Below are 20,716 nucleotides of genomic sequence, written 5' to 3'. Positions count from 1 at the left end.
AAATTAACGCCGGAAAAGACGTGGGAATGATTGTGCAAATGGCAAAACGCATGCCATAAAGCCGCACCCGAAAGAACGAGACGATCAAATGGACTTATTGAATGCGTTAGTCGCGCTGGCAAACTTTGTCATCGTGCCTGCGGTTGCTTACGGCAGCCAATTGGCGCTTGGCGCGCTAGGGGTCACGCTTATCTACGGCATCCTGCGGTTTTCGAATTTTGCCCATGGCGACACGATGGCCTTTGGTGCGATGATTGCCGTGCTGGTTACCTGGGGCCTGCAAGCCGCCGGCGTGAGTTTTGGCCCGCTACCCACCGCGCTGCTGGCCCTGCCCTTTGCGATCCTGGGCTGTATCGTACTTGTTTTGATAACCGATCGGTTGGTCTATCGGTTCTACCGGGAACAAAAGGCCAAGCCGGTGATCCTTGTGATCGTCTCGATGGGTGTCATGTTCATCATGAACGGGCTTGTTCGCTTTATCATCGGTCCGGATGACCAAAGGTTTTCGGACGGCGCGCGGTTCATCATATCCGCCCGTGATTTCAAGGCGATGACCGGACTGCGTGAGGGGCTTGCGATCAAGACCTCTCAGGGCATCACTCTGGTAGTTGCCGTTATCGCGGTGGCGCTGCTGTTCTGGTTCCTCAACAAGACCCGCACGGGAAAATCGATGCGGGCCTATTCCGATAACGAGGATCTGGCGCTGCTTTCAGGTATTAACCCCGAGCGTGTTGTGATGATCACCTGGATCATCGTGGCAGCATTGGCGACCACCGCTGGTGTTCTTTATGGTTTGGACAAGAGCTTTAAGCCTTTTGTCTATTTCCAACTTCTGCTGCCGATCTTCGCTTCGGCCATTGTCGGCGGCCTTGGCAACCCGCTGGGCGCCATCGCGGGCGGGTTCATCATCGCGTTCTCAGAGGTCACTGTTACCTATGCATGGAAAAAGGTACTGACTTACGTTGCGCCAGAAAGTCTGGCGCCTTCGGGATTGGTGCAATTCCTGTCCACTGATTACAAATTCGCCGTCAGCTTTGCCATCTTGCTGATCGTGCTTCTGTTCAAGCCTACCGGCCTGTTTAAGGGGAAAGCGGTATGACCGAGTCCGTCAAAAACACGCTGCTTTTCATTGTCGTTGGCGGTCTGATCCTGCTGACCGGTTTCACACAAAGCTGGAACGCCGCAATCCTGATCCTGAACATGGGGTTGATCTCGGCCATCATGGCGATTGGGGTAAACCTGCAATGGGGGTTTGCCGGCCTCTTTAACGTCGGCGTCATGGGTTTTGTCGCACTGGGTGGACTGGCTGTTGTTTTGATATCGACCCCGCCGACCCCCGGCGCATGGTCCTCGGGTGGTTATGGCATTCTTCTGGCGTTGCTTTTAGGCGCAGCAACCGTTGTGGCGGCTGTGCTGGTGGCGACCCGGATGCCCAAGGGGCGTGCCCAAACCTTGACGATTATTGCCATTCTCCTTGTTGGGTTCTTTGTCTACCGCGCAATATTTGATCCAAGCGTTGTGGGGGTCGAGGCAATCGAACCCGCAGTTGCCGGCAACCTTGGCGGTTTGAACCTGCCGGTCCTTGTGGCCTGGCCTGCGGGCGGTTTGCTGGCCGCTGGTGCGGCGTGGCTGATCGGAAAGACGGCGCTGGGCCTTCGCTCTGACTATCTGGCGATCGCGACACTGGGCATTGCCGAGATCATCATTGCCATCATGAAGAACGAGGATTGGCTGGCCCGAGGTGTAAAGAACGTCTACGGCATCCCGCGCCCTGCCCCTGTGGTTGGTTACGAGGTCGAATTGCAGAACGATCCCAGCTTTGTCGCCCGCGCTGACTGGCTCGGGTTGGATCCGGTCATCGCGTCGACCCTGTCGGTCAAACTGGGCTATTCGCTGCTGTTCATGATCGTTCTGCTTGTCCTGCTGTGGATGGCGCAAATGGCGTTGAAAAGCCCGTGGGGCCGCATGATGCGCGCCATCCGCGACAATGAGGTCGCGGCAGAGGCAATGGGCAAGGATGTTACCCGCCGCCACCTACAGATCTTCGTGCTCGGCTCGGCCATCTGTGGCATCGCCGGTGCGATGATGACAACTCTGGACGGGCAACTTACGCCGGGCACATACAATCCGCTACGGTTTACGTTCCTTGTCTGGGTGATGGTCATTGTGGGCGGTTCGGGCAACAATTTCGGTGCTGTATTAGGCGCATTCCTGATCTGGTTCCTTTGGGTTCAGGTCGAGCCGATGGGATTGTGGTTCATGAACCTGATCACTTCGAGCATGCCGGATGGCAGCGCGCTTAAGTCTCATTTGATCGACAGTGCCGCGCATATGCGTCTGTTCACCATGGGCCTTGTCCTGCTGATTGTTCTCAGGTTCAGTCCAAGGGGATTGATTCCGGAAAAGTAAGATCACATTCCATCAATTCTTGAGACCGCGCCAACTGACTGGTGCGGTTTCTTGATTTTATACGGTATACGGATTAGACGAATCCCAGTACCGCCTTGATCCAGCCCTCTTTTTGGCCAGTATTTACGCTAAATTGATGCTTGGCCCGCGATCATTCGGGAAACCTACGAGTTTAAAAAGAGTGCACATGAATACTTCCTTCACTAAAATAGCCCTTACCGTCCCGCTGCTCGCCATGCTGGCTGGATGTATCCCGTCGCCGGAAGAGTTGGAAACGGCCCCGGTAAAAGTGCAGACGCCTAAGGGTGAAGTTACGTGCCAACTATATCGTCCAGACCGTGTGATCTGGGATCGAGCGACCAACTTCCCGGCCACCAAAATGTCGGTCTCCGAAGCGGACGCCTATTGCAAGCAAGAAGGCCAGCGCCGTCTGAAGTAAAATACGTGCGCCGGGTAGAAGGTTCCTGCCCGGCACTACCCTTATCTGGCCTTGAACAAACCGCCAAGAATGCCGCGTACAATGCGACGTCCGGTTGTTCCTTTCAGTTCCTTGATCACAGCCTCACTCATAGCGGTTGCGAATGTGTCTTTCTTACGCATCACGCGAGAGGATGACCGCCCAACCCGGCTGCCGGAATAGCGTCTTGCTGTCGCAAATTCACGCTCGGCCGTGGATTGCGTTTCCAACTGTTCCTCGGCCTCGGCCGCTGCTTGCGCTGCTGCATCTGCGCGGGACTGAAGGATTTCAAAGGCAGATTTCCGGTCCTTCAACTGCCCGTATTTCACTTTCATCGCTGACGCATCCATCAGCGCCTTCCGCTCGGCCTTGGTGATTGGCCCCAGTTGCGTTCCCGGCGGGCGGATCAGAGTGCGTTCTACGATCCCTGGCACGCCTTTTTTCTGCAACATCGAGGTCACGGCCTCACCGACACCAACCTCACGGATCGCCTCTTCGGTGTCGAAGGCTGGGTTTTCACGATAGGTTTCTGCTGCAAGTCGCAGGTTCTTGCGATCCCGCGCCGTGAATGCGCGCAAGGCATGCTGCACCCGGTTGCCCAGCTGGCCAAGAATGTCTTCTGGAACGTCCGCCGGATTCTGCGAGATGAAATAGACACCCACCCCCTTGGAGCGAATGAGGCGGGCGACCTGTTCGACCTTGTCCACCAGAACCTTGGGCGCATCATCGAACAGCAGATGCGCTTCGTCGAAGAAGAACACCAGTTTGGGTTTGTCCGGGTCGCCAACTTCCGGCAGTTCTTCGAACAGCTCGCTTAGCAACCACAGCAGGAATGTTGCGTACAGACGCGGTGACCCCATCAGCTTGTCGGCAGCAAGGATGTTCACGACGCCCTGCCCGTTCTCATCCACGCGCATCAGATCGGCCAGTTCCAATGCGGGTTCACCAAACAGTTTGGTGCCGCCTTGGTTTTCCAGCACCAGCAGGCGGCGTTGAATAGCCCCGATCGAAGCGGTTGAGACATTGCCATAGCGCAAAGACAACTGAGCCCTATTTTCCCCAATCCAGACCAGCAAGGACTGAAGGTCTTTGAGGTCTAATAGCGGTAAGCCCTCTTCGTCTGCCACCCGGAACGCGATGTTCAGAATGCCCTCTTGTGCTTCGCTCAGATCCATCAGGCGCGACAGCAGAAGAGGTCCCATCTCGGTTACTGTTGTACGAACGGGATGTCCCTGTTGCCCGAACAGATCCCAGAACGTGACCGGACACGCGCCATACGCGTAATCGGTAAAGCCTATCCGCTGGGCGCGATCCTGAAACGCTTTGTGAAGCTTGTGACCTTCGCTGCCCGCCTTGGCCAGACCGGACAGGTCCCCTTTGACGTCAGACAGGAAAACCGGAACACCGGCCTGGGAAAACCCCTCGGCCAGAATTTGCAGTGTCACCGTTTTACCTGTTCCCGTCGCCCCCGCGATCATGCCGTGGCGGTTGGCATATTTCAGCGTCAGCGACTGCGGTTGGCCGTAGTCGTTGCCACCGCCGCCCAAGAATATGTTTTGGTCCATGAATGTAAGGCCTTATTTCCACCGATCTACGGCCAGCATACAAAGTTAACCTTTAACTGCGAAAGTCTAATTGCTGCCTTGTGGCTAAGGTTACGGGGCGGCATATTTCCTCCCTGTCGACTGACCGCGCCTTCGGGCGCGGTTTTTTTCACAAATCATGGCCGTTACATTAAAATTTCAGGTTTTCAGTTGACCGATGCCCCCACCTTTCGTAACGTCTGCGCATAAATAAGTCGGCCAGTCCGACGGGGAGAAAATTATATAAAGGGAGCCGCTCCACCGGCTCCCTTTGTTCTTTTTGTCGTCGCGCTGGATTTCCGATAACCCGGCGAAAAACCGTTCACATGTTGATTTGACCCACCTTAGCCCCTGACAGGGTCTGGCAAGGGTGATAGACGAATAAAAAATCCAACATAAGACCGAGGCAATCATGATTAAGAACACCCTATCCATCAGCCTGGTGACCACTGCTTTGTGGTGCGGAGCCGCGTACGCACAGGAAACGACGCAGGAAACCGAACAACAGCCCCAGACCTCGCAAACAGAGGTCGGCAGTGATCTGGACCTGGGTGAAACCGGCCCGCGCGTCGGCGAACAATACGTTAAGGAAGAAAAGGGCGACTGGGCGATCCTGTGCATCAAGACCGATGCCGACGAAGACCCCTGCGCGATGCGTCAGATCCTGACCGGCGAGCAAGGTCAGCCGATCGCGGAAATTACTCTGGAAAAATTGCCCGAGGGCGTGGCCGCGGTTGCCGGAGCAACTGTGGTTGTCCCGCTGGAAACAATGCTACAGGCGCAGCTGGCGCTTTCGATCGATGGTGCTCCGGGCAAGCGCTATGACTACCACCACTGTAACCCCGTTGGCTGTGTTGCGCAGATGGGCTTTACCGAGGGCGACGTGGAAGCAATGAAGGTCGGAACCAAAGCGACCCTGTCGCTCGTGTCGGTTCTCGCACCAAACCAACTACTGCAACTGGAAGTTTCGCTGTCGGGCTTCACAGCAGGTTTTGAAGGCTTGAAAGTTCTGCAGAACTGAGGTTTCGCTAAACTAAAGAAGCCGTCGGGATTTACCGGCGGCTTCTTTGTTTGAAATCAGATTTTAAATGCGTTTTAAGGCAATTACCGCATTCAGCCCGCCAAATGCAAAGGCGTTACTCAGTGCTACGTCCACTTTCGCCTCGCGGGCTTCGTTTGGCACGACATCCAGCGCGCATTCGGGGTCCGGCTCTTCATAGCCGATGGTCGGAGCGATCACCCCATCCCGCAGTGCCATGATACAGGCCAGCAGTTCGACCGCGCCGGTGCCACCGATAAGGTGGCCGTGCATCGACTTGGTCGAAGATATCATCAGTTCATCCGCATGAGGACCAAAGACACCGGCCACGGCAGCGCATTCCGTCTTATCATTGGCCGCGGTGCCGGTTCCATGCGCGTTGATATATCCAACACTGTCCGCGCTTAACCCTGCATCCGCAAGCGCGCCCGACATGGCACGCGCAGCGCCCTGTTTGCTGGGCATGACAATGTCCGACGCATCTGACGACATCGCAAAACCCACGACCTCACACAGGATATCAGCCCCACGGGCGCGGGCGTGCTCGAATTCTTCGAACACGAAGACACCTGCGCCTTCGCCTTGCACCATGCCATTGCGATTCGCGCTGAACGGGCGGCAGGCGTCCTTGGACATGACACGCAGCCCTTCCCAGGCTTTGACACCACCAAAACACAACATCGACTCTGACCCACCGGTCAGCATCGCCGGAGCAGCACCGCTGCGTACCATCTGGAACGCCAGCGCCATTGCGTGGTTGGACGAGGCACAGGCCGTCGACACCGTAAAGCTGGGGCCCTTAAGGTTATGCTCCATCGAGACGTGACTGGCCGCCGCATTGTTCATCAGCTTGGGAACGACAAACGGGTGCACCCGGTTTTTGCCATCCTCGTAAACGGAACGGTAGTTGTCATCCCAGGTCGAAACGCCTCCACCAGCGGTTCCCAACACAACGCCCGAGCGGGCCGCGAGGTCACCGTGGAATTCGATCCCGGATTGATCAATTGCTTCTTTGGCCGCTGTCAGAGTGAATTGTGTGAACCGGTCATACAGGGTCATTTGCTGGCGGTTAAACCGCCCCTCGGCCTCGAACCCGCGGACCTGACCACCAATCTGAATGGCCAGTCTTTCAACATCGCGAAATTCAAGCGCAGAGATACCGCAGCGCCCTTCGCGCATAGCCTCTAACGTATCAGGCACCGAATGGCCCAGTGAATTGATTGTACCGGCCCCGGTGATAACGACGCGTTTCATAGGATTATGTCAGACCTTTTCCGACACCAGCTTTTGGATGCCGGTGATAATGGCCGCGACGTTCGAAATGTCAAAGTCGCTGGCGCTCGGCTCGTTTGCGTTGAACGGAATCGAGATATCGAACTCTTCCTCGATGGCAAAAATGCTCTCGACCAGTCCAAGGCTGTCGATACCCAGATCTTCGAGCGTGCTTTCGGGTGTCACATCCGACGGCTCCAGCACGGCCTGCTCTGCAATGATTGCGATGACGCGGTCGCTGATGCTCATGTCGATCCTCTAATTATCATGTTGTGGTTGATTTAATCGCTCGGAGGCTGTTTGGAAACAGCCTTTTTCAGCGCCTCAACGTCACGTGCCAATCTCGGCAGCCGGCGCTGCGCTTTGTAAATGTCTGTATGCGTTTCCATTTTGATGGCGGGATAGCCCATAACCACGCGCCCTTTGGGAACGTTGGATAGGATTTTTGTGCCCCCGCCCGCAATCACACCATCGCCGATAAAGATATTGTCCGACACTCCGGTCTGTCCGCCCAAAACAACGTTGTTTCCAATTTCAACTGATCCGGACACACCGGATTGCCCGCATAACAGGCAATCCTGCCCGACACGGGTGTTGTGCCCGATATGAACCTGGTTATCGAGCTTTGAACCATCGCCAATGCATGTGTTCCTGATGGTCCCATTGTCCACGGTGCAATTCGCACCGACTTCGACATCATCGCCAATCTCAACGGCACCCAAAGAATGAATGCGGAGCCAGCTTTGCGCCCGGGCTTCACCCTGATCGCCCATAGATTTGCGGGCATTTTCCACGCCTGATACCTCGGGCGTCACAAAGCTGAAACCGTCGCTGCCGATCCGCGCACCGGGTTGGGCAATGAAACGGTCACCGATCTGAGCACGTGCTCCGATACTCACCATCTCGCGCAGAAAGGCGTGGTCACCCAGAACGGCATCCAGACCGATCACGCAATGTGGCCCGATGACCGCATTCTTACCGATACGCGCACCGGCACCAACAACTACCAATGGACCGATCGAGGCACCCTCGCCTATCTCCGCCGTTGGGTCGATTACGGCAGAGGGGTGAATGCCCGGCTGAACTCCCTGCCCGCGATCCAGCATTGCCGTGATACCTGCCATCGCCATGCGTGGACGCGGCACAAAAACCGCGGCCTCCAACCCCAGAGCCTGCCAATCCGCACCTTCCCACAAAACGGCGGCGCGGGCGGCACCCGTGCTAAGCGCGTCCGCGTATTTCGGCGACATCGCCATTGCCAGGTCAGACGGCCCGGCATCGACCGGTTCTGCGGCGCGCTCTATAACAAGGCCAACTTCACCCTGACAGTCCGCGCCCAAGGCTTCGGCGATTTGCTGAATAGTGTACTGCATGACGGGCTTCCCGAATTAAGGACCTGCCCCCGGTGATTACCCCTGAACGTCCGGCAGGGCTACCCCTGCTTTCTGCAGAGCGTCCCAGATTTTTCGGTCCCGGTCATAGACATCGCGGCGGTACTGAACCTCACCTTTCGGACCGACATAGGCGGTGCGATAGATCAGGTGAACCGGAACATGCTGTTCCAGCGGGACAGTCGTTTCCTTGCCGGACGCCAATATACGGTGGAAAAACGACTTTGGGTCCTCTTCCTGCTTGGCCAAAAGCGCATAGGCAAACTCAAAAGGTTGCGCCAAACGGATACACCCGTGCGAGAACGCCCGCGTCTCACGTGCAAACAGAGATTTCTGAGGCGTATCATGCAGATAGATGTTGTACTTATTGGGGAACATGAACTTCACCAACCCAAGCGCGTTGCTTTTGCTCGGGGGTTGACGCATAGCAAACGGGAAGTTTCTGGTGTTGAACTGGGAGAAATCAACCGCGCCCCGATTAACCAGACGACCGCTGCGATCTGTGATCTGGATGTGACCTACGGCGTTTGGATTTGACTGCAATTTTGGCAGATATTCCTTGGTGATGATCGAGCGCGGTACATACCAACTGGGGTTGATGACCATATGCTCCATCTCGTCCGAAAACTCCGGGCTACGACGGTCATGCACGTTCTTGCCGATCACGGCGCGGGTTTCAAAGGTAACCCGGCCATCGTCCACGATCTTGGCCGAAAAGTCGGCTTGGTTGACCAGAATGTGCCGCTCACCCCGTTCCCGCGGCAACCAGCGTTCTCGTTCCAGTGCAACATACACGGCCTTCAAACGCTCGGACGCCGTGCGGTTAAGTTCGGTGATCGTGCCCTCTCCGGCGACACCATCGGTGGCCAGACCGTGCGCCTGCTGGAAGTCTTTGACAGCACCCAGCATTGCCTCATCGAATTCGGGGCTTGCGGTCGGACTTAGATACCCCATTGTGATCAGACGGTTACGCAGCTTAACTACATTAGGTCCGGTATCGCCATACTCCAACTTACCCACGGGCACACCGGCACCCCAACCGCCTTGGTTGACCAAAGCTTCCAGCGCGATTTTCTGTTTCATCAATGCGCGGTACTGGGTGGACTGCGGCGCGAGTTGATCGAAATACCCGTCACCTTCCGCAGTCAGCAGGCCCTGCAAATGGTCATTGACTGACCGACGCGACACCTTGCGGACCAGCCCATCGTCGATCTGCGCAGGACGCAATGTGCCCGAAAACAGATCACTTGCGTAGCTGACAAACGCCTTGCTCAGTTCAATTTCAACCGCACCCAAGTCCCGCAGCGATCTGGCGTCCTGCATCTTTGAAACAATCGACTGAACGTCATAAGCCCCTTCTGGCAAACCATGCAAGTTCGTAGTCGACAAAGCCTTGATCAACCGCGCCCTACGCGCCTCGTGCTCGGGCGTGTCTCCGACCCAGATTGGCGCAAACGCGTTGGTACGATAGAACTCTGCCAGGCCCGAACCTGCAGGCGCAAACTCGGCAACAGCCATTTGAAATGCCGTTCCGGGTGCCGACTGGGCACTTGCCACAGAGGCTGACGCCGTAATGCAAGCGGCGAAGATAAGATTTTTAGGCAACTGAAAAAGTGCTCGCATGGGATGACCTTGATTATTCAATACTTTGCGCGTTCTGAGGCGCGTTCCGAACGAATATGGTTTTCAGCTGGACGTTTTGTCCATTCACAAATACATCAATCCAAAGCATCCATCCGAGCCTGATGCGCGTTTGCATCGGCTATGTTGCGCGAACGCCTAATTGCCTCAATAGTATACCGATTTGCATCACCTGCGCAAAAATTCGCCGAAAATTCCCCCTTGAAAAGATGAATGTGAAAGATTTCTTGGCTGGCTTTTCGGACTGTGTCATAAATCCCGCATCTGGGATGGGAAAAAATTAAGATCGCGCGCGTAACATCGTGTGCAGGCAGGAACAGTACGGGACGAAACGAAATGACCACGAGCAGTACATCGGGTTTGACCCGGCGTGCCCTATTGGGCGCATTCGCTGCAACAGCAGTTGTAGCAGCACCGACTTATTCCAATGCAGCAGGTTTTTTGCGCGGTGGCGGCGATATCCGTCGTATCCGAATGTATTCGGGCCGCACGGGCGAACGGATCGATATGATCTATTGGGTCGACGGCAAATACATCAAGGACGCCGTCAAAGAAGTGAACCACTTCATGCGCGACTGGCGCACTGACCAGGCCAAGTCTATGGATCTGCGCACCATCGATATCATGGCAGCCTCTCACAATCTTCTGGACGTGAATGAGCCCTACACTCTTTTGTCCGGCTACCGCTCCCCCCAAACCAATGCAATGCTGCGGTCTCGTTCGCGCCGTGTGGCCAAGAACTCGCTGCACATGAAAGGTCAGGCTGCTGACTTGCGCCTTTCGTCTCGTTCTGTGTCCCAGATGGCCAAAGCAGCCATGTCTTGCCGCGCTGGTGGTGTTGGCAAGTACCACCGCTCGAACTTCGTCCATATGGATTGCGGCGAGGTTCGCAGCTGGGGCGGCTAAAAGACACCCAAACTGTTTCTCAACGACGAGCGCCCTTGGGCGCTCTTTGTTTTTTGGACGACCTGCGCACATGTTTTGCCCGGATACGGGATTGCCAATTGCCGCGCTTACAAGTCCGGAATTGGCGGCCAAAAAAGTATTTTCACGAACTTGGAAACATCCTTCTTTGGTGAGCCACCATTCGTGTCTCACCGACAAGTTCATAACATGATGAAAAATATCGCGACTTTATGAAGAGATTTTTTTCGAGAAAGGAGTCATATTGCGGCGTTAGAGGAAAGATTAAAGATTTCGATTGTCACCAAAGTCATAGCTTTGTTCCTGCTGGTTGCCGCGCTTTATCTTGCGTACTACGCTGGTTCGTTTCAGCAAGAACTCAAGGATACTGATAAACCGCCGCCGGTGGTTTTGTTTTCCATTGTAGTGGCCCTTGCCGCCTATCTGCTTTTGGTTCTGGTATAACTGCCCCGTCTGGTATTGGGGTGCACGCGCGGCTTCGTTCCGCGGAAGGGCGCCAGCGCTTGTGGGTTTCTGGATGCCGCTGCCTCAGCGCACTTTCTCGACCTATTTGTGACGAATGGCAGTACGCCCGCTATTGCGGCTCAGCTTACTGCAGTGCCATCATTTCGGATCGCGCAGCAGGTCCGCGTTGCTCGCCGCCCAGTCATGCATCGCCTGCAGCAGCGGTATCAAACTTTGCCCTAAAGGCGTCAGGCTGTATTCCACATGGGGCGGGATGGTTTTGAAGTCTTTGCGTGAAACAAAGCCCGCTTCTTGCAACTCACTTAGCTGGCGGGCCAGTGTCCGGTGCGTTATGCTGCCAAGGTTTCGCTGAAGCTGATTGAACCGCGAGGTTTCCTGCGCCAGCCAATAGACAATCAAAAGTTTCCACTTACCCGAAATCGCTTCGATCAACGGCTCGATAAGGCAATTCTCTTTCGATTCGAGAGTTGTCATGACAGTATCCTAAATGACCGTACTTGTCGTTTTGATAACGTATTTCTAACTACTGCCCGGAACACCCAAATGCAATGAGGATTGGGATGAGCAAGAAGAAGGTAGTGATTGTTGGTGGCGGATATGTCGGCTTTGAAGTTGCCAAAGAATTGGATGCGCATGCCGATGTCACACTGATTGAGCAACGCGAAGCTTTTGTGCAGCCGCCGGCAACAATCCGGGCGCTCTTGGATCCTGCTTTGCTGGATCAGATCGTTCTGCCGTATGATCGCCTGCTAAAGACCGGGCGGGTCGTGCGTGGCCGCGCTGTATCGGTGTCTCAAACCGAAGTGACCCTGGAAGATGGCAATGTCCATCCCGCTGATTTCATCGTCGTGGCCACAGGTTCGTCCTATGCGGCACCGTTCAAACCATCGGGCGACAGCATCGATGATTTTCGTCGGGCCAGCGCGGATGTCAGCGCGCAATTGGCAGCCGCGAAATCGGTGGCAATCGTCGGGGCTGGTGCTGTTGGCACAGAACTGGCGGGGGAAATTGCTGCGGCACGACCGGACAAGGACATCACTTTGATTTCGTCGGACGACACCCTTTTCCCGATGTATCCCGCTAAGTTTGGCAACCAGATCAAACGCAAACTTGAACGCGCCGGTGTATCTGTCGTGCTTGGTCAAAGGGCCGAGGATCTACAGCGTATGGATATGCCTTACGCGGGATCAGTGAAACTGACCGATGGCCGGGTTGTCTCGGCTGATCTGGTGTTTCCGGTCGTCGGATCAAAACCAAATTCGACCTTGATTCAGACTTTGCCTGGCGTGAATGCTCTACCATCCGGTCGGGTCAAGACCGACAAATGGATGCGCCCGTCGGGTTTTCCGAATGTCTTCATCGCGGGCGACATCGCCGACATTGGTGACGGTATGACGATTGTCGCGATCACCAGACAAAACCCATGGTTGATCAAGACATTGAAACAGGTGTTGAAGGGACAGGCGGTCGAAGATCAAAAGCCCTATGCGCCTTGGAAGAAGGCACCAATCCTCGTTCCGCTGGGACCTCATGTCGGCAATAGTTGGCTCTTTGCGACGGTTGGCGATTGGATCACCCGCAAGATGAAGGGAAAAGAGCTTTTTATCCCAAAGTATCGCAAGGCATTCGGTCTTTCACGATAGCGGCAGTTCTGAGCTGGTGCATTTCACGGCCCGATCAATTGAATGCCGAAGCGAAAGCGGGCTTAAGAGGGCAAAATCATCACCCAGCTAGCCGTAAGCCATTAATAGTAATGGCGCACCTGAGAGGATTCGAACCTCTGGCCTCTGCCTTCGGAGGGCAGCGCTCTATCCAGCTGAGCTACAGGTGCCTTGGCCGTTAGCTAACCTTGTTCCGATCCGGGTGCAACTGCAAATCTTTCCGGATCGGCCAGGTTTCACGCAAACAAATCATGTGCCAATTCCAGCGCGTCGATCAGTATGTCGACCTCGTCCGTGGTGTTGTACAGACCAAAGCTTGCGCGGCAAGTCGCCGTGACACCGTAGAAATCCATGAGCGGACCAGCGCAGTGGTGCCCGGCACGAACAGCCACGCCTTTCTTGTCCAGAATGGTCGAGACATCATGTGCGTGCCCGGCCCCGTCCATCGTAAAGCTGAAGATCGCGGCCTTGTCCGGGCGTGTGCCCTGAACCTGCAACCAATTCAGACCGGTCAGTTTCTGCATAGCATAGTCGCGCAACCTGGCCTCATGAGCGGCGATATTTTCCATCCCCAGATCCATCATGTAATCCAGCGCAACACCCAGACCGATGGTTTGGACAATACCGGGCGTTCCGGCCTCAAACTTCATTGGCGGGTCGTTGTAGATCACCTGGTCCTTGCTGACCTCTTTGATCATGTCGCCGCCACCGATAAAGGGGCGCATCTCGGCCATGCGTTCGGATTTTATGTAAATCGCACCCGACCCCGAAGGGCCATAAAGCTTGTGGCCAGTAATTGCATAGAAATCGCATCCGATATCAGCGACATTGACAGGCATGTGCACGGCACCCTGGCTGCCATCGACCAACACCGGTACGCCTTTTGCGTGCGCGCCTTCTGTGATCGCTTTGACATCGACCACCGTGCCCAACACGTTCGAACATTGGGTCACTGCAACCAGCTTGGTCTTGGGACCGATCGCGTCGATCACGGCCTGCGGGTCAAGGCCACCGTCAGCGTCCACGTCGACCCATTTCAGGACGACGCCCTGACGTTCGCGCAGGAAATGCCAGGGAACGATATTGGCGTGGTGTTCCATCACGCTCAGCACGATCTCATCCCCGGCCTGCATGCGCGGCATGGCCCAGCCATAGGCGACCAGATTGATGCCTTCGGTCGTGCCTGAGTTCAAGACAATTTCATCCTCGTCCGCCGCGCCCAGAAAACGGGCGATGGTTCCGCGAACGGATTCGTATTTTTCGGTCGCCAGATTGGACAGGTAATGCAGGCCGCGGTGAACATTCGCGTATTCTTCGGAATATGCCCGTGTCACCGCATCAATCACGACCTGCGGTTTCTGCGCCGATGCGCCATTGTCCAGATAGGTCAACGGCTTGCCGTTCACTTCCCGAGACAGGATTGGAAAGTCTGAGCGGATTTTCTGCACGTCATACATGGTCTTTTATTCCCTATACGGGGCCGCCGGGCGTTAATGCGAGGACAAAGGGCACTGCAATCAAGGCAGATAACACGATGACCCCGAAGGATTTAGCAAGCGAACCGAACTGATGCGCTTCATTCAGAAAATGGAGCGTGACGTAAAGGCTGATAATCGCCGTGGCCAGCAAAAACATAAGCATCAAAAACGGCAGCACGATGGTGATGACCAGCGTGATCACCATCGCAGCGATCTGAAGGTATTGCAGCCAGATCGTCAGCGTCAGAATGTCATCGAATGTTGCACGGCCACCCAGTAACCGCCCCACGAACAGGAATGCCCCGACGCTGAGCAACATGGCGCCCGCAGATCGGACCAGACCCAGGAACACAGGCGTAGGTGGGGGTACGGATTCACCACTGGGGACGGGAATCAAGTGATCAATACCCAGTTGCACAAGGCCATTCAGCACCACAGCCAAAAAGAAAGCCAGCCATAGGAATTCACGCCCAGGCCGCATGTCCAAAAGGCGTCGGGCCGCTTGGGCGGGGTGTGTCAGGGTCAAGATCGCAAGATCGACAAAGCCAGTGGGATTCATTCTTGCCGCCTTTGCGCTTGACTGAGACCTGCCAGCCAGAACCACAGGAAAACTGCGAACCAGACGATCCCGACGAGTGTCAGGGCCGGGCCAGATCCTATGAAACCACCGACCAAACCATTCAACAAAACCAGAGGTGTTGAGGACAATAGCGCCCAGAACAGAGCCAATCTAGCGCCATAGGACGTCCCCTGACCGCCGACCAATCGGGCCGCGCCGTATGAGACAAATGCCAGCAGGTAGAAAAACAGAGGCAGAATAATGACGGTGCCCATCAAGGCACCGCCCATCAACATATCCAGTTCAAGCCCTTCGATATGCGCGCGTCGCGCAAGGCTGGGCAATTGCGCGATGAATGCCACGACGCAGAACGCCATGACAAACATCAACGCCCTGTCCTCGCGCGGGCCAAGGTCAAGAAGCCGCCGCACGACACGACCCGGCCCCCGATAAGTGGCCACGATATCCGAGGTCAAAGGCATCAGATGTGTCGCGACAGCCAGCCTTCAAGGCGGTTCACGATGGCCTCTGCCAATGCCTCATCTTCGATCTCATCGACGGCTTCGGCCAAAAATGCCAGTGTCAGCATATTGGTGGCGTCCTTAACCGAAACCCCACGCGAACGCAGGTAGAACAGCGCCGTCTCATCAATCGCACCCGAGGTCGAGCCATGTGAACACGCAACATCATCGGCATAGATCTCAAGTTCGGGCTTGGCGAGGAACTGGCTGTCATCATCCAGCAGCAAGGACTGGCTGATCTGATATCCATCAGTCTTCTGTGCGCCTTCTTTGACCAGGATCTTACCCTGGAACACGCCGGTCGCGCCGTTGCGCAGAACTTTCTTAAAGACCTGGCGGCTTTCGCAGTTCACTGCGTCATGGGTAACGAAAACCGTGTCGTCATGGTGAAAATCACCATCACCTACGCAGGCGCCTGCCACATGAGCAATAGCGTCGTCGCCGGTCAGTTCGATCACCTGTTCGTTACGTGTCAAAACTCCATTCACTGTCAGCGTGAAGGATTTAAAGACAGATTTCTGTCCCAGCCGCGTGAACATGTGTGTCGCGGCGCGACGTTCATGGTCCCTGCCCTGCGCGCGCACGTGATGCAATGTACCGCCATCGGCGATGTCGATCTCGATGCATTTGTTGAACCGCGACGCCGCAGGACCGTTTTCCAGAACCGTCACTTCAGCGCCGCTTTCGACACGGATGATGTGATGCAGCATGGCGTCCGAGGTCTCGGATGCATGGCGATAGATCAGGCTGATCGGCTTGGTCGGTTTGCCGGTGACGTGGATCGCAACGCCATCTGCGGCAAAGGCGGTATTCAAAGCAGCCAACGGCCGCTGAACCGGGGATTGCCCGCGCGATTCCAGAACGCCGTACAACTCTTTGGCCCAGTGAATATCCTTACAGCAGATATCTTCGATCCGGTCGATATTGACACCTTCCAGTTCCAGATCATCCGAGTCTTCAGCGCTGAACACACCGTCGATGAACACGATCTTCAACCGGTCGAGATTGCCAAACAGCAGCGGTTCGTCCGAGTGGAACAAAGCGGCATGCGGCTGTTCGGCCGAAATCAGCGTGTCGGGGCGCGTGTACTTCCAATATTCGTCGCGCCGACCCGGCAGACCCATTTCCAACACACGAGCCAGCGCGTCCTCGCGTGCGGCACGGGTGCACCCGGCATCGGGCATGGTCAGCGTGGCCAGCCGTGCCTCGGTCGCGGTTTGCTTTACTTCGGGCAAAGCCATCAGTTCACCTCGGCCAGGATGTCGGCATAACCGTTGTTTTCAACTTCCAATGCCAGTTCGGGACCGCCGGTTTTAACGATTCGACCGTCTGCCATTATGTGCACGACATCGGGTTTGATGTGGTCCAACAGGCGCTGATAGTGGGTGATGACCAGGAAACCACGGCCTTCATCACGCAACGCGTTCACGCCTTCGGCCACCAGTTTCATCGCATCGACGTCCAGACCCGAATCCGTTTCGTCAAGAATGCACATCTTGGGTTCCAGCATCGCCATCTGCAGGATTTCGTTACGCTTCTTCTCACCACCCGAGAAGCCGACGTTCACAGGGCGCTTCAGCATATCCGCGTCGATTTTCAGCGATTTCGCCTTGGCCCGAACTTCCTTCAGGAAATCAGCAGCTGACAATTCGTCTTCGCCGCGCGCCTTGCGCTGAGCGTTCACGGCCGTGCGCAGGAAGGTCATGTTACCAACGCCCGGGATTTCCACAGGGTACTGGAATGCCAAAAAGATACCCGCCGCAGCGCGCTCTTCCGGCTCCATCTCCAAAAGGTCCTCACCTTCCAGCGTGGCAGAGCCTTCGGTCACTTCGTACCCATCGCGGCCCGACAGCACATAGCTGAGTGTCGACTTGCCCGAGCCGTTCGGCCCCATGATCGCATGCACCTTTCCGGCCTCGACGGTCAGGTCGACACCTTTAAGGATTTGCTTTTCTTCTTCCTCAAGTTTCACGTGCAGGTTTTTGATTTCCAGCATTTTTTGTCCTTTTGCGTACCGCAAGGGGCCATCCGGCCCCGATATGTTCTGAATTCAGAGAAATGCGGGGTTAACCCACTGATCCTTCAAGGCTGATGGCCACCAGCTGCTGCGCTTCCATGGCAAACTCCATCGGCAACGCCTGCAGGACGTCCTTGCAGAACCCGTTGACGACCAGGGCCACGGCCTCTTCCTCGTCCATGCCGCGCTGACGGCAGTAGAACAGTTGATCGTCATCCACTTTGGATGTCGTCGCCTCATGCTCCACGCGCGATGAATTGTTGCGAACCTCGATATACGGCACCGTGTGAGCCCCGCATTTATCACCGATCAGCAAGCTGTCGCACTGGGTATAGTTGCGGCTGTCCTTCGCCTTCGGGTGCATCGAAACCAGACCACGATAGGTGTTCTGCGCTTTACCCGCGCTGATCCCTTTGGACACGATGCGCGACTTGGTGTTCTTGCCCAGATGCACCATTTTGGTGCCGGTATCAGCTTGCTGCATGTTGTTGGTAATGGCGATCGAGTAAAACTCACCCTGGCTTTCATCACCGCGCAGGATGCAGGACGGGTACTTCCAGGTCACGGCGGATCCGGTTTCCACTTGGGTCCACATCACCTTGGACCGGTCACCCCGGCAATCAGCGCGCTTGGTCACGAAGTTATAGATACCGCCTTTGCCGTTTTCATCCCCGGGGAACCAGTTTTGAACGGTCGAGTATTTCACCTCGGCATCTTCTTCGATGATGATCTCAACAACGGCGGCGTGCAGCTGAGCTGTATCGCGCTGCGGTGCGGTGCAGCCTTCCAGATACGAAACGTAAGAACCTTTGTCCGCGATAATCAGCGTGCGTTCAAACTGACCCGTATTTTCCGCGTTGATGCGGAAATAGGTGCTCAGCTCCATCGGGCAGCGTACACCTGGCGGGATGTAGACAAACGAGCCATCCGAGAACACGGCCGAGTTCAGCGTGGCGTAAAAGTTGTCCGAGACGGGGACCACTGTGCCAAGGTATTTTTTGACCAGTTCAGGGTGTTCCCTGATCGCCTCTGAGATCGAACAGAAGATCACACCGTGTTTGGCCAGTTCGTCCTGAAAGGTCGTGCCAACCGAAACCGAGTCGAACACCGCATCCACGGCCACCTTGCGACCCTCGGCGGGCATATCCTCGGCACCTTCAACGCCGGCCAGAATCATCTGTTCTTTCAGCGGGATACCCAGCTTTTCGTAAGTAGCCAGCAGCTTTGGATCGACCTCGTCCAGCGACTTCGGCTTCTCCTCCATCGACTTGGGACGGGCATAGTAATACTGGTCCTGGAAATCGATCTTGGGATAGTGGACCATAGCCCAGTTCGGCTCATCCATCTTGGTCCAGCGTTCGAAGGCCGCCAGACGCCATTCGGTCATCCATTCGGGCTCTTCATTCTTTTCCGAGATCAGCCGGACGATATCCGGGTTCACGCCCTTGGGCGCGTACTCCATCTCGATATCGGTATCCCAACCGTATTTGTAGGTACTGACCTCGCGTACCGCATCCACGGTTTCCTGATCGACACCCTCTTTTACCTGGGTCTGGTCCAAAGCGGCCATATGACACCTCCGTCAGATCACGCAGCGCGCGCGCGATGCTTCTTTTCTTTTTCAAGCCACGTTTCGGCGAAACGCAGCACATCTTCTTCAGTGGTCAAAGGTCCCAGAGACACGCGGATCGCGCTTGCTGCTGTGACCTCATCAAAACCCATCGCGGTCAGCACCGCGCTTGCCCGGACCTTGCCGCCGGAACAGGCAGAACCTGCACTGATAGCGAAGCCTGCCAGATCCATCTGCATGACCTGCGTTTCGCCCTTCCAGCCGGGGGTTGCGAAACACGAGGTATTCGGAAGGCGGTCCTGACCTTTCCCGACAAAAATAGTAGATTTAGAACCAGCCTCAAGGGCATTTTCTAGAATATTTCTAAATTCACGAACCTGTTCCCAGATACCATTTGAAAGATCCCGCGCCGCAGCTTCAGCTGCCGCCCCGAACCCCGCGATTCCAATGACATTTTCGGTACCTGACCGACGACCCATCTCTTGCCCACCGCCTTTGATCATTGCAGGCAGTTCGGTGCCACGTTTCATCACCACCGCGCCAATCCCTTTCGGGCCGCCCAGCTTGTGGGCCGAAATCAGCGCCATCTGGACGCCCAGCCAGTTAAAGGCCACCGGCAACTTGCCAAAGGCCTGTGTCGCATCCGTCACGGCCAATCCGTTTGGCAAAGATTGGACAATCCCCGTCTCGGAATTCGCCAATTGCAGGGTCGACTGCTCGGGGTTTGACACATCCACCTGACCGGATTGCGACGTGAGCAAGTCTTCGTTGATCCATGATCTGATCGCGTCATGCTCAATCGCGGACCCGTGCAAATCACGATTGCCCAATGTCAGCGCGGCCCCTTCGGTCGAACCTGATGTAAATACAACGTCTGCCCCATCCGCACCAAATGCGGCTGCAACCTGCGCCCTTGCCCGTTCGATCAGAGCCTTGGCCGCGCGGCCTTCGGCGTGAACGGATGAGGGGTTCCCGCACAAATCCATCGCTGCCACCATGGCCTCACGCGCCTCGGGGCGCAGCGGTGTTGTTGCGTTATGATCCAGATAAATACGATTCATGGATACATCTTTTCGTCGTCGCAAAGCGGGGAAGAAACCCAAGAGGCAAACAGCATTAGATTACTCATCAACGATGGAAAACAGACTGGGAACTGCCGGGCACGGTGCCAGATCGTTCTTGATTACATCTGACAAGCACGTCTGGTGCAAAAAGACGTAGACGTGCGCACTAAGACCTTCCCAAAGACGGTTGGTCAATGACTGCGCCCGGCTGCCCGAGGATGCCCCAGATGCACCAGCACCTTTTTGCAGCGCGTCCACGGTTTCATCCACCGCCGCCAGAACTTCGACCACCCGAATCTCGGAAGCAGGCCGCGCCAAACGATACCCGCCGCCCGGTCCACGTACGGACGAAACCAGTTCGGCCCGGCGCAATTTGACGAAAAGCTGTTCAAGATAAGGAAGCGAGACATCCTGACGTTCGGAAATTTCGCTAAGCGTCACCAAGCGGTCCGAGGGCTGTAGAGCAATATCAGCCAGTGCAACCATCGCGTAACGACCCTTTGTCGAAAGCTTCATTGTCTTTCCCTCGTGGCAGGTTATTAGCGAAAACATTGACGCCGCCGCCGCCAGTGCGTATCTCCGACAGGCAGCGCCTTGCGCAAAGCATCATAATTAGAACCGTTCTAAAGTGCCTTACGATTACCGTCAAGTATATCATGGCATCA

The 20,716-nt window shown here is 55.8% G+C and carries 21 protein-coding genes and 1 tRNA gene; 7 read left to right on the top strand and 15 right to left on the bottom strand.

Translation table 11 applies throughout. The features are described from left to right. The first annotated feature begins 88 nt into the window (after window positions 1-88). The 3 genes from AC2FFP_RS04290 (at window position 89) to AC2FFP_RS04280 (ending at window position 2,848) form a co-directional block, all read left to right on the top strand. Window positions 89-1,099, top strand: coding sequence for a branched-chain amino acid ABC transporter permease (locus AC2FFP_RS04290; RefSeq protein ID WP_496722920.1), 1,011 nt, complete (start codon window positions 89-91; stop codon window positions 1,097-1,099). After that, window positions 1,096-2,409 (top strand): branched-chain amino acid ABC transporter permease, encoded by a 1,314-nt coding sequence (locus tag AC2FFP_RS04285; RefSeq protein WP_496843823.1) that lies wholly within the window; start codon window positions 1,096-1,098, stop codon window positions 2,407-2,409. Before AC2FFP_RS04290 ends, AC2FFP_RS04285 begins: the two co-directional genes overlap by 4 nt. Window positions 2,410-2,596: 187 nt before the next feature. Continuing rightward, a complete protein-coding gene (locus AC2FFP_RS04280; protein WP_496722924.1) occupies window positions 2,597-2,848 on the top strand; it encodes a hypothetical protein in 252 nt (83 codons plus the stop codon). 41 nt (window positions 2,849-2,889) lie between these two features. On the opposite strand, the gene AC2FFP_RS04275 is transcribed toward AC2FFP_RS04280, so the two are convergent. Further along, the gene (locus tag AC2FFP_RS04275; RefSeq protein ID WP_496738577.1) at window positions 2,890-4,431 is read right to left on the bottom strand and encodes a helicase HerA-like domain-containing protein; all 1,542 of its coding nucleotides are present in this window, start codon (window positions 4,429-4,431) and stop codon (window positions 2,890-2,892) included. Window positions 4,432-4,861: 430 nt separating this feature from the next. Between AC2FFP_RS04275 and AC2FFP_RS04270 the strand changes: the two genes are divergently transcribed. Then, window positions 4,862-5,470 (top strand): invasion associated locus B family protein, encoded by a 609-nt coding sequence (locus AC2FFP_RS04270; protein WP_496776886.1) that lies wholly within the window; start codon window positions 4,862-4,864, stop codon window positions 5,468-5,470. Between the two features lie 63 nt (window positions 5,471-5,533). Here AC2FFP_RS04270 and AC2FFP_RS04265 read toward each other — a convergent pair whose 3' ends face one another. The 4 genes from AC2FFP_RS04265 to AC2FFP_RS04250 are packed head-to-tail and all read right to left on the bottom strand — an operon-like array spanning window position 5,534 to window position 9,774. Beyond that, entirely contained in the window at window positions 5,534-6,742 is a 1,209-nt protein-coding gene (locus tag AC2FFP_RS04265) for a beta-ketoacyl-[acyl-carrier-protein] synthase family protein (RefSeq protein WP_282168295.1), read from the bottom strand. A 9-nt stretch (window positions 6,743-6,751) separates the two neighbouring features. Then, window positions 6,752-7,009, bottom strand: coding sequence for an acyl carrier protein (locus tag AC2FFP_RS04260; protein ID WP_058271604.1), 258 nt, complete (start codon window positions 7,007-7,009; stop codon window positions 6,752-6,754). A gap of 32 nt (window positions 7,010-7,041) precedes the next feature. Then, a complete protein-coding gene (gene lpxD, locus AC2FFP_RS04255) occupies window positions 7,042-8,133 on the bottom strand; it encodes a UDP-3-O-(3-hydroxymyristoyl)glucosamine N-acyltransferase (protein WP_496764844.1) in 1,092 nt (363 codons plus the stop codon). 36 nt (window positions 8,134-8,169) lie between these two features. Beyond that, complete coding sequence (locus AC2FFP_RS04250) at window positions 8,170-9,774, bottom strand: L,D-transpeptidase family protein (protein ID WP_496764842.1); 1,605 nt, start codon at window positions 9,772-9,774, stop codon at window positions 8,170-8,172. 354 nt (window positions 9,775-10,128) lie between these two features. On the opposite strand from AC2FFP_RS04250, the gene mepK reads away from it, so the two are divergent. Together mepK and AC2FFP_RS04240 are read left to right on the top strand one after the other, a co-directional pair. Next, window positions 10,129-10,698, top strand: a complete 570-nt coding sequence (gene mepK / locus AC2FFP_RS04245; RefSeq protein ID WP_058271601.1) for a peptidoglycan L,D-endopeptidase MepK — start codon at window positions 10,129-10,131, stop codon at window positions 10,696-10,698. Window positions 10,699-11,013: 315 nt separating this feature from the next. Further along, the gene (locus AC2FFP_RS04240; RefSeq protein ID WP_496764840.1) at window positions 11,014-11,160 is read left to right on the top strand and encodes a hypothetical protein; all 147 of its coding nucleotides are present in this window, start codon (window positions 11,014-11,016) and stop codon (window positions 11,158-11,160) included. Window positions 11,161-11,319: 159 nt separating this feature from the next. Here AC2FFP_RS04240 and AC2FFP_RS04235 read toward each other — a convergent pair whose 3' ends face one another. Then, window positions 11,320-11,655 (bottom strand): winged helix-turn-helix transcriptional regulator, encoded by a 336-nt coding sequence (locus AC2FFP_RS04235; RefSeq protein ID WP_496880756.1) that lies wholly within the window; start codon window positions 11,653-11,655, stop codon window positions 11,320-11,322. A 74-nt stretch (window positions 11,656-11,729) separates the two neighbouring features. Between AC2FFP_RS04235 and AC2FFP_RS04230 the strand changes: the two genes are divergently transcribed. Further along, window positions 11,730-12,824 carry an NAD(P)/FAD-dependent oxidoreductase gene (locus tag AC2FFP_RS04230; RefSeq protein ID WP_496764838.1) on the top strand — a complete coding sequence of 365 codons (1,095 nt, stop codon included), beginning with the start codon at window positions 11,730-11,732 and terminating at the stop codon, window positions 12,822-12,824. A 111-nt stretch (window positions 12,825-12,935) separates the two neighbouring features. On the opposite strand, the gene AC2FFP_RS04225 is transcribed toward AC2FFP_RS04230, so the two are convergent. From AC2FFP_RS04225 to iscR, 9 genes are all read right to left on the bottom strand, one after another. Then, a tRNA-Arg gene (locus AC2FFP_RS04225) sits at window positions 12,936-13,012 on the bottom strand. A gap of 66 nt (window positions 13,013-13,078) precedes the next feature. Continuing rightward, window positions 13,079-14,299 carry a cysteine desulfurase gene (locus tag AC2FFP_RS04220; RefSeq protein WP_496764836.1) on the bottom strand — a complete coding sequence of 407 codons (1,221 nt, stop codon included), beginning with the start codon at window positions 14,297-14,299 and terminating at the stop codon, window positions 13,079-13,081. Between the two features lie 13 nt (window positions 14,300-14,312). After that, window positions 14,313-14,879 (bottom strand): Yip1 family protein, encoded by a 567-nt coding sequence (locus AC2FFP_RS04215; RefSeq protein ID WP_496764834.1) that lies wholly within the window; start codon window positions 14,877-14,879, stop codon window positions 14,313-14,315. Further along, window positions 14,876-15,361 carry a YIP1 family protein gene (locus AC2FFP_RS04210; RefSeq protein WP_058271673.1) on the bottom strand — a complete coding sequence of 162 codons (486 nt, stop codon included), beginning with the start codon at window positions 15,359-15,361 and terminating at the stop codon, window positions 14,876-14,878. The genes AC2FFP_RS04215 and AC2FFP_RS04210 overlap by 4 nt, the downstream gene beginning before the upstream one ends. After that, on the bottom strand, window positions 15,361-16,641 hold the full coding sequence (locus AC2FFP_RS04205) for a SufB/SufD family protein (RefSeq protein WP_496764832.1): 1,281 nt from the start codon (window positions 16,639-16,641) through the stop codon (window positions 15,361-15,363). The genes AC2FFP_RS04210 and AC2FFP_RS04205 overlap by 1 nt, the downstream gene beginning before the upstream one ends. After that, window positions 16,641-17,396, bottom strand: coding sequence for a Fe-S cluster assembly ATPase SufC (gene sufC / locus AC2FFP_RS04200; RefSeq protein ID WP_113790584.1), 756 nt, complete (start codon window positions 17,394-17,396; stop codon window positions 16,641-16,643). Before sufC ends, AC2FFP_RS04205 begins: the two co-directional genes overlap by 1 nt. Window positions 17,397-17,466: 70 nt before the next feature. Next, window positions 17,467-18,987: a Fe-S cluster assembly protein SufB gene (sufB, locus tag AC2FFP_RS04195; RefSeq protein WP_058271676.1), complete on the bottom strand. Its 1,521-nt coding sequence runs from the start codon at window positions 18,985-18,987 to the stop codon at window positions 17,467-17,469. Between the two features lie 17 nt (window positions 18,988-19,004). After that, the gene (locus AC2FFP_RS04190) at window positions 19,005-20,048 is read right to left on the bottom strand and encodes a cysteine desulfurase family protein (protein WP_496880755.1); all 1,044 of its coding nucleotides are present in this window, start codon (window positions 20,046-20,048) and stop codon (window positions 19,005-19,007) included. Between the two features lie 60 nt (window positions 20,049-20,108). Then, window positions 20,109-20,567 (bottom strand): Fe-S cluster assembly transcriptional regulator IscR, encoded by a 459-nt coding sequence (iscR, locus tag AC2FFP_RS04185; protein WP_496843811.1) that lies wholly within the window; start codon window positions 20,565-20,567, stop codon window positions 20,109-20,111. Window positions 20,568-20,716 lie beyond the last annotated feature (149 nt).

This window comes from Ruegeria sp. YTSC004, from assembly GCF_059609805.1.
This window is presented reverse-complemented; position numbering and strand designations above follow the sequence as displayed.

Bases quoted from the DNA above. Each gene is read 5' to 3' on its own strand.
- AC2FFP_RS04290 (WP_496722920.1), top strand. From the start codon at position 89: ATGGACTTATTGAATGCGTTAGTCGCGCTGGCAAACTTTGTCATCGTG.
- AC2FFP_RS04285 (WP_496843823.1), top strand. From the start codon at position 1,096: ATGACCGAGTCCGTCAAAAACACGCTGCTTTTCATTGTCGTTGGCGGT.
- AC2FFP_RS04280 (WP_496722924.1), top strand. From the start codon at position 2,597: ATGAATACTTCCTTCACTAAAATAGCCCTTACCGTCCCGCTGCTCGCC.
- AC2FFP_RS04275 (WP_496738577.1), bottom strand. From the start codon at position 4,431: ATGGACCAAAACATATTCTTGGGCGGCGGTGGCAACGACTACGGCCAA.
- AC2FFP_RS04270 (WP_496776886.1), top strand. From the start codon at position 4,862: ATGATTAAGAACACCCTATCCATCAGCCTGGTGACCACTGCTTTGTGG.
- AC2FFP_RS04265 (WP_282168295.1), bottom strand. From the start codon at position 6,742: ATGAAACGCGTCGTTATCACCGGGGCCGGTACAATCAATTCACTGGGC.
- AC2FFP_RS04260 (WP_058271604.1), bottom strand. From the start codon at position 7,009: ATGAGCATCAGCGACCGCGTCATCGCAATCATTGCAGAGCAGGCCGTG.
- lpxD (WP_496764844.1), bottom strand. From the start codon at position 8,133: ATGCAGTACACTATTCAGCAAATCGCCGAAGCCTTGGGCGCGGACTGT.
- AC2FFP_RS04250 (WP_496764842.1), bottom strand. From the start codon at position 9,774: ATGCGAGCACTTTTTCAGTTGCCTAAAAATCTTATCTTCGCCGCTTGC.
- mepK (WP_058271601.1), top strand. From the start codon at position 10,129: ATGACCACGAGCAGTACATCGGGTTTGACCCGGCGTGCCCTATTGGGC.
- AC2FFP_RS04235 (WP_496880756.1), bottom strand. From the start codon at position 11,655: ATGACAACTCTCGAATCGAAAGAGAATTGCCTTATCGAGCCGTTGATC.
- AC2FFP_RS04230 (WP_496764838.1), top strand. From the start codon at position 11,730: ATGAGGATTGGGATGAGCAAGAAGAAGGTAGTGATTGTTGGTGGCGGA.
- AC2FFP_RS04220 (WP_496764836.1), bottom strand. From the start codon at position 14,299: ATGTATGACGTGCAGAAAATCCGCTCAGACTTTCCAATCCTGTCTCGG.
- AC2FFP_RS04215 (WP_496764834.1), bottom strand. From the start codon at position 14,879: ATGAATCCCACTGGCTTTGTCGATCTTGCGATCTTGACCCTGACACAC.
- AC2FFP_RS04210 (WP_058271673.1), bottom strand. From the start codon at position 15,361: ATGCCTTTGACCTCGGATATCGTGGCCACTTATCGGGGGCCGGGTCGT.
- AC2FFP_RS04205 (WP_496764832.1), bottom strand. From the start codon at position 16,641: ATGGCTTTGCCCGAAGTAAAGCAAACCGCGACCGAGGCACGGCTGGCC.
- sufC (WP_113790584.1), bottom strand. From the start codon at position 17,396: ATGCTGGAAATCAAAAACCTGCACGTGAAACTTGAGGAAGAAGAAAAG.
- sufB (WP_058271676.1), bottom strand. From the start codon at position 18,987: ATGGCCGCTTTGGACCAGACCCAGGTAAAAGAGGGTGTCGATCAGGAA.
- AC2FFP_RS04190 (WP_496880755.1), bottom strand. From the start codon at position 20,048: ATGAATCGTATTTATCTGGATCATAACGCAACAACACCGCTGCGCCCC.
- iscR (WP_496843811.1), bottom strand. From the start codon at position 20,567: ATGAAGCTTTCGACAAAGGGTCGTTACGCGATGGTTGCACTGGCTGAT.